The organism is Thauera phenolivorans (assembly GCF_001696715.1).
Lineage (GTDB): Bacteria > Pseudomonadota > Gammaproteobacteria > Burkholderiales > Rhodocyclaceae > Thauera > Thauera phenolivorans.
Window position 1 is genome coordinate 500,684 of record NZ_MBFM01000004.1, and the last position, 12,684, is coordinate 513,367.

The 12,684-nt window shown below is 61.2% G+C and carries 10 protein-coding genes, 2 tRNA genes and 3 rRNA genes; 2 read left to right on the top strand and 13 right to left on the bottom strand.

The window, feature by feature from the left end; translation table 11 throughout:
- Nucleotides 1-25 precede the first annotated feature (25 nt).
- Complete coding sequence (locus BB334_RS18825; RefSeq protein ID WP_269799006.1) at nt 26-154, bottom strand: hypothetical protein; 129 nt, start codon at nt 152-154, stop codon at nt 26-28.
- Between the two features lie 71 nt (nt 155-225).
- Here BB334_RS18825 and mltA point away from each other — a divergent pair, with 71 nt between their 5' ends.
- Nucleotides 226-1,428, top strand: a complete 1,203-nt coding sequence (mltA, locus tag BB334_RS12340; protein ID WP_083200413.1) for a murein transglycosylase A — start codon at nt 226-228, stop codon at nt 1,426-1,428.
- Between the two features lie 60 nt (nt 1,429-1,488).
- Here mltA and BB334_RS12345 read toward each other — a convergent pair whose 3' ends face one another.
- The 12 genes from BB334_RS12345 to rpsF all read right to left on the bottom strand — a co-directional run bounded on the left by BB334_RS12345 (nt 1,489) and on the right by rpsF (nt 12,081).
- Entirely contained in the window at nt 1,489-2,214 is a 726-nt protein-coding gene (locus tag BB334_RS12345) for a DsbC family protein (protein WP_068808786.1), read from the bottom strand.
- A 16-nt stretch (nt 2,215-2,230) separates the two neighbouring features.
- On the bottom strand, nt 2,231-3,394 hold the full coding sequence (locus BB334_RS12350; RefSeq protein WP_068808787.1) for a UbiH/UbiF family hydroxylase: 1,164 nt from the start codon (nt 3,392-3,394) through the stop codon (nt 2,231-2,233).
- Nucleotides 3,395-3,533: 139 nt separating this feature from the next.
- Nucleotides 3,534-3,647, bottom strand: a 5S ribosomal RNA gene (gene rrf, locus BB334_RS12355).
- Between the two features lie 110 nt (nt 3,648-3,757).
- A 23S ribosomal RNA gene (locus tag BB334_RS12360) occupies nt 3,758-6,643 on the bottom strand.
- A 289-nt stretch (nt 6,644-6,932) separates the two neighbouring features.
- Nucleotides 6,933-7,008, bottom strand: a tRNA-Ala gene (locus BB334_RS12365).
- A gap of 29 nt (nt 7,009-7,037) precedes the next feature.
- Nucleotides 7,038-7,114 (bottom strand) — tRNA-Ile (locus tag BB334_RS12370).
- Between the two features lie 74 nt (nt 7,115-7,188).
- Nucleotides 7,189-8,727, bottom strand: a 16S ribosomal RNA gene (locus BB334_RS12375).
- Together the 16S, 23S and 5S rRNA genes with 2 tRNA genes alongside form the textbook arrangement of a ribosomal RNA operon.
- Before the next feature lie 391 nt (nt 8,728-9,118).
- Nucleotides 9,119-10,516 carry a replicative DNA helicase gene (dnaB, locus tag BB334_RS12380; RefSeq protein ID WP_068808788.1) on the bottom strand — a complete coding sequence of 466 codons (1,398 nt, stop codon included), beginning with the start codon at nt 10,514-10,516 and terminating at the stop codon, nt 9,119-9,121.
- A gap of 117 nt (nt 10,517-10,633) precedes the next feature.
- Nucleotides 10,634-11,086, bottom strand: coding sequence for a 50S ribosomal protein L9 (gene rplI, locus BB334_RS12385; protein WP_068808789.1), 453 nt, complete (start codon nt 11,084-11,086; stop codon nt 10,634-10,636).
- Between the two features lie 15 nt (nt 11,087-11,101).
- The gene (gene rpsR / locus BB334_RS12390) at nt 11,102-11,380 is read right to left on the bottom strand and encodes a 30S ribosomal protein S18 (protein WP_068808790.1); all 279 of its coding nucleotides are present in this window, start codon (nt 11,378-11,380) and stop codon (nt 11,102-11,104) included.
- A 1-nt stretch (nt 11,381) separates the two neighbouring features.
- Nucleotides 11,382-11,696, bottom strand: coding sequence for a primosomal replication protein N (gene priB, locus BB334_RS12395; protein WP_068808791.1), 315 nt, complete (start codon nt 11,694-11,696; stop codon nt 11,382-11,384).
- Between the two features lies 1 nt (nt 11,697).
- Nucleotides 11,698-12,081, bottom strand: coding sequence for a 30S ribosomal protein S6 (gene rpsF, locus BB334_RS12400; protein ID WP_068808792.1), 384 nt, complete (start codon nt 12,079-12,081; stop codon nt 11,698-11,700).
- Nucleotides 12,082-12,321: 240 nt separating this feature from the next.
- On the opposite strand from rpsF, the gene BB334_RS12405 reads away from it, so the two are divergent.
- Entirely contained in the window at nt 12,322-12,669 is a 348-nt protein-coding gene (locus BB334_RS12405) for a hypothetical protein (protein WP_068808793.1), read from the top strand.
- The last annotated feature ends 15 nt before the right edge of the window (nt 12,670-12,684 follow it).

A 12,684-nucleotide genomic window follows, 5' to 3' on the forward strand; every position in this document is an offset into this window, starting at 1 on the left:
CGGCTGATGAGATCGGCAAATTCGTTCATGAATGCTTGTCCAGCTCGTTCTCGGGCTCGGCCGCCTCGTCCGGCCGCCGACGCGGACGGCTCGCCCAGACGATGACGAACAGCAACACCAGAGCGAGCGCGGCTTCGAGGAAGATCACCCACATGGCAGACTCCGGGCAGGGGATGGGCCGGTATACTGGCAGGCCGCGAATCCCGAGTCTAACCGATCTCCACCATGTCCCCGGACCTCCGCCGAAGCCTCCGACGCATCGTACCCGCGATCGCGCTCGCCCTGCTTGCCGCCTGCGCGCAAAAACCCGTTGCCCCACCCGCTGCCGAGCCCAGCCCGCCCCCCGCACCCAGCCCCGCAGCTGCTGCGCCCACGGCCTCGCCGGTGGGCTGGGCGGCGCTCGACGGCTGGCAGCGCGACGATCCCGCAGCGGCATGGCCGGCGCTGCGTGAGTCCTGCGAGCGCCTCGGTCGTCGTACGGAGTGGAAGCCGACATGCGACGCAGCTGGCGCACTGCCCGCGCGCCCCGACGCCGCCACCGCCCGCGCGTTTTTCGAGCAGAATTTCCAGCCCTGGCGCCTGGCGAACCCGGACGGCAGCGAGGAAGGCATGGTCACCGGCTACTACGAGCCGCTGATCCACGGCAGCCTCGAGCCCTCGGCACGCTATCGCTGGCCGATCCGCGGGGTGCCGAAGGACATGCTGACGATCGAGCTCGGCGAGGTCTATCCCGACCTGAAGTCGCTCCGCCTGCGCGGACGCGTCGTCGGCAACAAGGTCGTGCCCTACTGGTCGCGCGCCGAGATCGACCAGCTCGACGCGAAGCTGCCGGCCCCGACCCTGATGTGGGCGGCGGACCCGATCGATCTGTTCTTCCTGCAGGTGCAGGGTTCGGGCAGGGTGCAGCTGCCCGACGGCCAGCTGCTGCGCATCGGCTACGCCGACCAGAACGGCCACCCCTACCAGTCCATCGGACGCTGGCTGGTGGCGCAAGGCGAGCTCAGGCTCGATCAGGCCTCGATGCAGGGCATCCGCGCCTGGGCCGAACGGAATCCGAAGCGCCTGCGCGAACTGCTCAACGCCAATCCGAGCTACGTCTTCTTCCGCCAGCTGCCGAGCTCGGACGCCGGTCCGATCGGCGCGCTCGGCGTGCCGCTCAGCGCCGGCCGCAGCATCGCGGTCGACCCGCGCTACGTGCCGCTTGGCGCCCCGGTGTTCCTCGCCACCACCGAACCATTGAGCAGCCGGCCGCTCGAACGCCTGGTCCTCGCGCAGGACACCGGCGGCGCAATCAAGGGGGCGGTCCGGGCCGACTTCTTCTGGGGCTTCGGCCACGAGGCCGGGCAGCAGGCAGGGCGGATGAAGCAGAAGGGAAGGATGTGGGTGCTGCTGCCGAAAGGCATGTCGCCACCCACCGCGCGCCCCTGAAAACGAAGACGGGGGCGGGCCGATGATGGCCCGCCCCCGTCATTTCCTGCAGCGAGCGGCTTACTTGCCGACCGCGGAGAGCGCCTGCTCGAGCCGTGCAGCCGGGACGTAACCGCCGATCCGGGTTCCGTCAGCAAGAAACATCGTCGGCGTCCCGTTGATCCGGAGTTCGCGACCGAGCTCGACGTTGGCATCCACCGCAGAAGAGTCGCAGCTCGCCTTGGCCGGCGCCTTGCCCCCGACGATCCAGTCGTTCCACGACTGCGCACGATCCTTCGCGCACCAGATATCCGCCGACTTGGCCACCGAGTCCGGGCCGAGCAGCGGATAGAGGAAGGTGTAGATGGTGACGTCGTCCATCTTCTCGAACTCTTTCGCCAGGCGCTTGCAGAAGGCGCAATTCGGATCCTCGAAACTCGCGATCACACGCTTGCCGTTACCCTTCACCTGCTTGATCGCGCGCTCGAGCGGCAGCGCGGAGAAATCGATCGCCGACAACTTGTTCAGGCGGGCCTCGGTCACGTCGGTGCGCGTCTTGGTGTCAATGATCCGGCCGTCGATGATGAAGCTCGCCTTCGCGTCGGTGTAGACGAGTTCGCCGCTCTTCAGCACCACTTCATACAACTCTCCGTAGGTGGTGCGCTCGACGGATTCGACCGCAGGCGCGCCGATGAAAGCCTCGATGCCCTTTTTCACTGCCTCCTCACTGGCCTGCGCGGGCGTGGCACCGAGGGTCAGCGAGGCGAGGATCGCGGCCGAAATGGCACGCTTCGGGGAAAGAATCATTGGGTTCTCCAGAAAGTCAGAATCTGCCGTTGACGGCGTAGCGCACAAGCGCGTTGGTTACGACCGGCAAGCGATCGGTGAGGTTCAGCCCGAGATTGCGCACCGTCGAGGCAACGGGCAGCTGGCTGCCGAACAGGCGATTGAGCGCATGGGTCGCATACTGCAGGACGAAGGCCTCCTCGGTGCGCGCACGCGCATACGCACGCAGCACGGAGAACTCGCCCGGATCCTGCCATGCTGCGAGCGCGCCCAGTTTGTCCGCAAGCACCATCGCATCCTGGAAACCGAGGTTGATGCCGTGGCCGGAGAGCGGATGGATCGCATGCGCGGCATCGCCGAGCAGGGCGACCCGCGGCCCCACCATGGTGCCGACCCGCAGCAACTTGAGCGGGAAGGCGGCGCGCTCCGTCGCCAGCGACAGGCTGCCGAGCGCATACGCACCCGCGGCTGCGACGCGCTCGGAAAATTCGGCCTCCTCGAGCTGGAGCAGTTCGTCGGCGAAGGCATCCGGTGCCGACCACACCATCGACATCATCCCCCCCGGCAGCGGCAGCCAGGCGAGGATCCCGTCGTCGCGGAACCACTGGAAGGCAGTGCCCTCGTGCGGCTTCTCACATTGGAAATTCGCCACCACCCCCTTTTCCTCGTAGGGGGTCACCTTGGTCGCGATCCCGGCGAGCCTCCGCACCCAGGAATCACGTCCGTCCGCGCCTACCACGAGTCGCGAGTGCAGCACCCGGCCGTCCTCCAAATCGAGGCGCACCTCGTCCTCCGACAGATCGAGGCTCGCGGGCGTGGCGGGGCACAGCAGCGTGACGTTGTGCTGCCGCTTCAGGCTCTCCCAAAGCTCGCGATGCACCAGGTTCGCCTCGCCGATCCAGGCCAGCTCCGACAGTCCTGAATCGTAGGCCGAGAAGCGCAAAGCGCCGGTGCGATCGCCGAACACCTTCATCTCGTGCACCGGACAGAGCCGCGAATGGTCGAGATGCTCCCACACCCCGAGCCGCTCCAGGAAACGCACGTTCGCCGGACTGTAGGCGTAGATGCGCCGGTCCCAGCCGGACGGACGAACCGGCGGCGCCTGGTCGATGACCGCGATGCGCAGCCGGCTCGTTCGCAATGCAACCGCGAGCGCAGCGCCAGCCAGCCCGCCACCTACGACAATCAGATCGAAATTCATGGGAGGACCCGCAATCCGGAAGAGATCGCATTCTGCCCGAGCGAGCCGTCCGCGTCATCGCAGTCTGCTGTCCGAGCGGTGAACGTACCGACGCCCGATCCATTGATGAGATGGATCGGGCGCGGGAGGGATGGGGTTAGTCTGACGATGACCTACTTTCGCGAGGGCAATCCTGACTATCATCGGCGCGCACCTGTTTCACGGTCCTGTTCGGGATGGGAAGGCGTGGTACCGGGTGGCTATGGTCGTCAGACTTTGACTTGTCCGCCAGGGGGGGGGTTTTCCCCGTGGCGCAAATTGGGAAGGAGGTGTTGTTGCGTTGTTGTGTGATTGTTCAGGCGAGTGTTGCCTGTATAAGGTTATAGGATCAAGCCTCACGGGCAATTAGTATGGGTTAGCTTAACGTGTTGCCACGCTTCCACACCCCACCTATCAACGTGGTGGTCTTCCACGACCCTTCAGGGGGCTCGAGGCCCCGGGGAAGTCTCATCTTGAGGCGAGTTTCCCGCTTAGATGCTTTCAGCGGTTATCTCTTCCGCACATAGCTACCCGGCGATGCGACTGGCGTCACAACCGGTACACCAGCGGTGCGTCCACTCCGGTCCTCTCGTACTAGGAGCAGGCCCTCTCAAACTTCCAGCGCCCACGGCAGATAGGGACCAAACTGTCTCACGACGTTTTAAACCCAGCTCACGTACCACTTTAAATGGCGAACAGCCATACCCTTGGGACCGGCTACAGCCCCAGGATGTGATGAGCCGACATCGAGGTGCCAAACTCCGCCGTCGATGTGAACTCTTGGGCGGAATCAGCCTGTTATCCCCAGAGTACCTTTTATCCGTTGAGCGATGGCCCTTCCATACAGAACCACCGGATCACTATGACCTGCTTTCGCACCTGCTCGACGTGTGGGTCTCGCAGTCAAGCCACCTTTTGCCATTGCACTATCAGTACGATGTCCGACCGTACCTAGGTGACCTTCGTACTCCTCCGTTACCTTTTGGGAGGAGACCGCCCCAGTCAAACTGCCCACCATGCACTGTTCCCGACCCGGATTCACGGGCCTGGGTTAGAACCTCGACGACACCAGGGTGGTATTTCAAGGTTGGCTCCACCGGAACTGGCGTCCCGGTTTCAAAGCCTCCCACCTATCCTACACAAGTCCCGTCAAAGTCCAATGCAAAGCTACAGTAAAGGTTCATGGGGTCTTTCCGTCTAGCCGCGGGGAGATTGCATCTTCACAACCATGTCAACTTCGCTGAGTCTCAGGAGGAGACAGTGTGGCCATCGTTACGCCATTCGTGCAGGTCGGAACTTACCCGACAAGGAATTTCGCTACCTTAGGACCGTTATAGTTACGGCCGCCGTTTACCGGGGCTTCGATCAAGAGCTTGCACCCCATCACTTAACCTTCCGGCACCGGGCAGGCGTCACACCCTATACGTCCACTTTCGTGTTTGCAGAGTGCTGTGTTTTTAATAAACAGTCGCAGCCACCGATTCTCTGCGGCCCCTTCGCCCTTCGGCTGTTCGCCTACAAGCTAACGGGGCATACCTTCTCCCGAAGTTACGGTATCAATTTGCCGAGTTCCTTCTCCTGAGTTCTCTCAAGCGCCTTGGTATACTCTACCAGCCCACCTGTGTCGGTTTGCGGTACGGTCACGCCATGACTGAAGCTTAGAGGCTTTTCTTGGAAGCAGGGTATCAGCTACTTCGGATCCGAGGATCCTCGTCATCACGCCTTGGCTCAGCCCGACGGATTTGCCTATCGGGCACGCCTACACGCTTAAACCGGGACGTCCAACACCCGGCCAGCCTAACCTTCTCCGTCCCCCCATCGCATCATGGCCTGGTACAGGAATATTGACCTGTTTCCCATCGACTACGCATTTCTGCCTCGCCTTAGGGGCCGACTCACCCTGCGCCGATGAACGTTGCGCAGGAAACCTTGGGCTTACGGCGAGGGTGCTTTTCACACCCTTTATCGCTACTCATGTCAGCATTCGCACTTCCGATACCTCCAGCATCCCTTACGAGACACCTTCGCAGGCCTACGGAACGCTCCCCTACCACGTGTCAAAGACACATCCGCAGCTTCGGTTCATGGCTTGAGCCCCGTTACATCTTCCGCGCAGGACGACTCGACTAGTGAGCTATTACGCTTTCTTTAAAGGATGGCTGCTTCTAAGCCAACCTCCTAGCTGTCTGTGCCTTCCCACCTCGTTTACCACTTAGCCATGTATTTGGGACCTTAGCTGGCGGTCTGGGTTGTTTCCCTCTTGACAACGGACGTTAGCACCCGCTGTCTGTCTGCCGTATATCACTTTGCGGTATTCGGAGTTTGCTATCGCGGGGTAGATCGCAATGACCCCCCCAACGATTACAGTGCTCTACCCCCGCAAGTGTCCGTACGACGCACTACCTAAATAGTTTTCGGGGAGAACCAGCTATTTCCGGATTTGTTTAGCCTTTCACCCCTATCCACAGCTCATCCCCTAATTTTTCAACATTAGTGGGTTCGGACCTCCAGTGCGTGTTACCGCACCTTCATCCTGGCCATGGATAGATCATCCGGTTTCGGGTCTACGCCCAGCAACTGAAGCGCCCTTATCAGACTCGCTTTCGCTACGCCTCCCCTATTCGGTTAAGCTCGCTACTGAACGTAAGTCGCTGACCCATTATACAAAAGGTACGCAGTCACCCCTCAAGGAGGCTCCTACTGTTTGTATGCATGCGGTTTCAGGATCTATTTCACTCCCCTCCCGGGGTTCTTTTCGCCTTTCCCTCACGGTACTGGTTCACTATCGGTCGATCACGAGTATTTAGCCTTGGAGGATGGTCCCCCCATCTTCAGACAGGATTTCTCGTGCCCCGCCCTACTTGTCGCACGCTCAGACCCGCCACCTGGTTTTCGCATACGGGGCTATCACCCATATCGCCGGACTTTCCAGACCGTTTTGCTAACCTGATGGTTTAGTCGTGCAGGCTCTTCCGCGTTCGCTCGCCACTACTTGCGGAATCTCGGTTGATTTCTTTTCCTCGAGCTACTTAGATGTTTCAGTTCGCTCGGTTCGCCTCCACTGGCCTATGTATTCAGCCAGGGATGACCCTTAACGGGCCGGGTTTCCCCATTCGGACATCGTGGGATCAAAGCTCTATTGCCAGCTCCCCCACGCTTTTCGCAGGCTTACACGTCCTTCATCGCCTGTGATCGCCAAGGCATCCACCACATGCACTTAGTCGCTTGATCCTATAACCTTAGACCCTCTCATCGAAGGCCCAGCCTATAGGCTAACTCGCTTGTGTGGTGACCTTCGTCGCTGACAAGCACGAAAGCCACCGATGCAATCACACAACATGCAGCGCACACCGGCTCGATGCACGCTACACACCTTCTTCCAATTTGTTAAAGAGCCTACTGCCGAAACACCGCTTCACGCAGCGTCCCAAGAAGTAAGCCATGCCGACCCAACGATCGGCAGGGCTTACTTCTCGCACCTCGAGCACCCCACACGCGCCGCCACACACACGACACGCACTGGTGGAGCTGGTCGGGATCGAACCGACGACCTACGGCTTGCAAAGCCGCCGCTCTCCCAGCTGAGCTACAGCCCCCCGTGTCTTGCGTCGAACAACCAATCCCTTGGTGGGTCTGGTTGGGTTCGAACCAACGACCCCCGCCTTATCAAGACGGTGCTCTAACCAGCTGAGCTACAGACCCGCTACACCTCGAGGCCTATGGGCCTGAACAACCGATAAGTTGTGGATACTTGATCACCGCGGCTTCTTCTCTTGAAAGGAGGTGATCCAGCCGCACCTTCCGATACGGCTACCTTGTTACGACTTCACCCCAGTCATGAATCTCACCGTGGTAAGCGCCCTCCCGAAGGTTAAGCTACCTACTTCTGGTGAAACCCACTCCCATGGTGTGACGGGCGGTGTGTACAAGACCCGGGAACGTATTCACCGCAGCATGCTGATCTGCGATTACTAGCGATTCCGACTTCACGTAGTCGAGTTGCAGACTACGATCCGGACTACGATCGGCTTTGTGGGATTGGCTCCACCTCGCGGCTTGGCAACCCTCTGTACCGACCATTGTATGACGTGTGAAGCCCTACCCATAAGGGCCATGAGGACTTGACGTCATCCCCACCTTCCTCCGGTTTGTCACCGGCAGTCTCACTAGAGTGCCCAACCAAATGATGGCAACTAGTGACAAGGGTTGCGCTCGTTGCGGGACTTAACCCAACATCTCACGACACGAGCTGACGACAGCCATGCAGCACCTGTGTTCTGGCTCCCGAAGGCACCCTCGGCTCTCACCAAGGTTCCAGACATGTCAAGGGTAGGTAAGGTTTTTCGCGTTGCATCGAATTAATCCACATCATCCACCGCTTGTGCGGGTCCCCGTCAATTCCTTTGAGTTTTAACCTTGCGGCCGTACTCCCCAGGCGGTCGACTTCACGCGTTAGCTGCGTCACTCAGTGCATTGCTGCTCCGAACGACTAGTCGACATCGTTTAGGGCGTGGACTACCAGGGTATCTAATCCTGTTTGCTCCCCACGCTTTCGTGCATGAGCGTCAGTACAGGCCCAGGGGGCTGCCTTCGCCATCGGTGTTCCTCCTGATATCTACGCATTTCACTGCTACACCAGGAATTCCACCCCCCTCTACCGTACTCTAGCCTGCCAGTCACAAGCGCAGTTCCCAGGTTAAGCCCGGGGATTTCACACCTGTCTTAGCAAACCGCCTGCGCACGCTTTACGCCCAGTAATTCCGATTAACGCTCGCACCCTACGTATTACCGCGGCTGCTGGCACGTAGTTAGCCGGTGCTTCTTAGTCCGGTACCGTCATCCACATCCTATATTAGAGAATGCGATTTCTTCCCGGCCGAAAGAGCTTTACAACCCGAAGGCCTTCTTCACTCACGCGGCATGGCTGGATCAGGCTTGCGCCCATTGTCCAAAATTCCCCACTGCTGCCTCCCGTAGGAGTCTGGGCCGTGTCTCAGTCCCAGTGTGGCTGATCATCCTCTCAGACCAGCTACGGATCGTCGCCTTGGTGAGCCTTTACCCCACCAACTAGCTAATCCGACATCGGCCGCTCCAATCGCGCGAGGTCCCGAAAGATCCCCCGCTTTCCCCCTCAGGGCGTATGCGGTATTAGCCACGCTTTCGCGTAGTTATCCCCCACGACATGGGCACGTTCCGATGCATTACTCACCCGTTCGCCACTCGCCGGCAGGCCGAAGCCCCCGCTGCCGTTCGACTTGCATGTGTAAAGCATGCCGCCAGCGTTCAATCTGAGCCAGGATCAAACTCTTAAGTTCAATCCAGCAAAGTACTCAAAATACTGACTTACAGTATGAGCACTCGATCCTTGCGAAACAAAACTGCACAAACGCAGCTTCACCGCAGCAACCAAGCACCCACACTTATCGGTTGTTCATCTTTTTAAAGAACCGCCGCAACCCGTGCAGCGAAGAAGCGAGATTATGAGCAGATCAAACCACCCCGTCAAGCCCCAACCGGTAAATTCTTCAGCGCAACCGCCAAAGCCCCACCGACAGAACCAACCCCCTTCCACCCCCCCCGCACCGCAGATAAATCACCGCAGCGACGAAAGAAGCTGCGCATTATAGAGATCAAAAAATCGCCGTCAACGCCCAAAAGAAAAATTCCCGGAAATCGCTCGAACACAATTCATCCGACATACGGGGCTCAATAACCCGGACTGGCCGCGTAATTCTCGAAGCGCGTGTTCTCGCCAATGAAGGTCATTCGCACCATGCCGGTCGGACCATTCCGGTGTTTGCCGATGATCAGTTCCGCCGTACCCTTGTCGGGCGAATCCGGGTTGTAAACCTCGTCCCGATAAATGAACATGATGATGTCGGCGTCCTGCTCGATGGCGCCGGATTCGCGCAGGTCGGACATCACCGGCCGCTTGTTCGGGCGCTGCTCGAGGCTTCGATTCAGCTGCGACAGGGCGATGATCGGCACGTGCAGCTCCTTCGCGAGCGACTTCACCGAGCGCGAGATCTCCGAAAGCTCCGAGGCGCGGTTGTCGCTCTCCCGCGTGCCGCTCATCAACTGCAGGTAGTCGATGACGATCAGACCGAGCTTGCCGCACTGACGCGCCAGGCGACGCGCTCTCGCACGCAAGTCGATCGGATTGAGCCCCGGGGTTTCGTCGATGAACAGGGGCGCGTCATAGAGCTTGCCCATTGCCACCGTGAGCCGCTGCCAGTCGTCATCGGTGAGCCGCCCGCTGCGGATCTTCTGCATGTCGATGCGACCGACCGAAGCGATGAAGCGCGTGGCGAGCTGGGTGCCCGGCATCTCCATCGAGAAGATGGCGACCGGCAGACGCTGCTCGACCGCGATGTGCTCGGCGAGGTTCATCGCAAAGGTGGTCTTGCCCATCGCCGGACGTCCGGCGACGATGATCATGTCCGACGGCTGCAGACCGGAGGTCTTTTCGTCCAGATCGACGAAGCCGGTCGGGACGCCGGTCACCTCGGACGGATTGTCGCGATCGTAGAGTTCCTGCACCCGATCCACCACCTGCTTCAGGATCGGCTGGATCGAGACGAAGCCGCTCGCGTGGCGGGCGCCCGCCTCGGCGATCTCGAAGACCTTGGCCTCGGCCTCGTCGAGCAGCGTCTTCGCTTCCTTGCCCGACGGACTCAGCGCGCTCGCCGCGATCTCGTCGCCGACCGCCACCAGCTTGCGCAGGATCGCGCGCTCGCGAACGATTTCCGCGTAACGACGGATATTCGCCGCCGACGGCGTGTTGGCGGCGATTTCCGCCAAATAGGCGAGACCGCCGGCCTGCTCCGCCTCGCCGTTCTTCTCCAGCGCCTCGAACACGGTGACGACATCGGCCGGCTTGCCGAGATCGATCAGCCTGGCGATCTGCCGATAGATGCGGCGATGGTCGTCGCGGTAGAAATCGACGTCGGCGACCAGATCGGCGACACGCTCCCAGGCCTGGTTGTCGAGCAGGATGCCCCCGATCAGCGACTGCTCGGCTTCGAGCGAATGGGGTGGCAGCTTGAGGGCGGCCATCTGGGGGTCGGCGACGGAGTCGGGGAAGCGACGGGTCTGGGCGTTCATCGATGCATGCACCAAGGCGGCGTGATGGCGAATTCTAGCGAGCGCAGCCGCCCGACACGCGCGTAAAAGACAAAGGGCTGCCGAAGCAGCCCTTGGGTTCCGGCAAACGCGGAAAGCTTACTGCTGATCGCCCAGCACCGAAACGGTGATGGTGGCGACCACGTCGGAGTGCAGACCGATGTCGATCTGCGCCTCGCCGACCTGCTTCAGCGGACCTTCCGGCATACGGATTGCAGCGCGGTCGATCTCGAAGCCCTGGGCGGTCAGGCCGTCGGCGATATCGGCGTTGCTCACCGAGCCGAACAGGCGACCGTCCATGCCGGCCTTGCGGGTGACTTCCACCACGACGCCTTCGAGCTTCGCGGCCAGTTCCTGGGCGCCAGCCAGGCGCTCGGCCTGAATACGCTCGAGCTCGGCGCGACGCGCCTCGAACTCGGCCAGGTTGGCTTCGGTGGCACGCTTGGCCTTGCCGTGGGGGATCAGGTAGTTGCGGGCGTAGCCCTCCTTGACCTTGACCACGTCGCCCAGCTCACCCAGCTTCGCGACCTTTTCGAGAAGAATGATTTGCATGACTTCGATCCTCTCTTACAGGTGCAGGTCGGTGTAGGGCAGCAGCGCCAGGAAGCGCGCACGCTTGACGGCGACCGACAGCTGACGCTGGTAGCCGGCCTTGGTACCGGTGATGCGGGCCGGCATGATCTTCGAGTTCTCGGTGACGAAGTCCTTCAGGATGTCAACATCCTTGTAGTCGACTTCCTCGATCTTCTCGGCGGTGAAGCGGCAGAACTTACGACGCTTGAACAGGCCACGACCGCCGCGGTCGGTCTTCTTCTTGCCAAACTTGGACTTGGGCTTGAAAGCCATTTCAGTTTCCTTCCAGAAATTCGATCTTGTTCAGGTGCAGCACCGGCGCCCGGCTGCGCATGCTTTTCGCAGCCATGAAGCCCGATACCCGCAAAGCCATCCCGGGAGACGCCGCTGCGAGGACGGCGGCGAGTTCGCCCACCGCCACCGCCTGCAGTTCGACCGAAACATCGCGGAGCAGACCCGCTTCTTCCTGTTTCGATTCGTGTGCCAGTACGCATGTCGCGATCGGCACTCCTGCTGGCGTCCGACGCAGCGGCAGCGATTCGGCCACGCGCGCGTCAAGGCACAGTGCGTTCAGTCCGGGCTCAGGCACCTCAGGCCGCAGCGGCCTCGGCCGGCTTGCCTTCGTCGGACGAGGGCGCGGTCAGCGAGCGCGACTTCTCTTCCTTCATCATCGGCGACGGCGTGGTGACGGCCTTCTTCATCTTGATGGTGAGGTGCCGCAGGACGGCGTCGTTGAACTTGAAGGCGTGCTCGAGTTCGGCCAGCGTCTCGCCGCCGCACTCGATGTTCATCAGCACGTAGTGGGCCTTGTGCACCTTCTGGATCGGGTAGGCCATCTGGCGGCGGCCCCAGTCTTCCAGGCGGTGGATCTGGCCATCGCGGCTGGTCACGATCGACTTGTAGCGATCGACCATCGCCGGCACCTGCTCGGACTGATCAGGATGGACGATGAATACGATTTCATAATGTCGCATGCAGACTCCTTGCGGTTGTGTTCAGCCCCCCGGCATGCGAATCCGGTGGAGCAAGGGAAAGCCGTGAAGTTTAACAAGAAAGTCCGAAAAATCAAAGGCTGGCGGAAAGATGCCGCGCCACGCCGAGCGCACGCTTACAAAATCGTACTTACACACCGCACCGGCACGGCGGCGGCGAGTCACCTAGCATGGAGTCGAAGCCACGCAACCCGACACCAACCCCGAAGAAAGAGGTGGACCATGAACATCACGAAGACACGGAAGATCATCGCGGCCCTGCTGTGCGGCGGCCTGATGGCGGCCGGCGGCGGCGCCCATGCGCACGGCGGCGACCGCTGGGACGACCGCGGCGGTCGCTGGGAAGAACGGGGCGGCCGCGGCCACCAGAAGCATTACAAGCAGCACAAGCATCACAAGCACGCGCACGGCGGCCCCAAGGTGATCCGCGAGCGCGTCGTGGTGCGCGAGCGCCCGCGCTACTACCGCGAACGCGAGGTGCGCTACTACGAGCGTCCGGTGCGCTACAGCCGCTCGCCGGCGATCGTGGTCGGGGTCGACATTCCGCCGCTGGTGTTCCCGCTGCGCTGATCGCCCCGCCCGGCC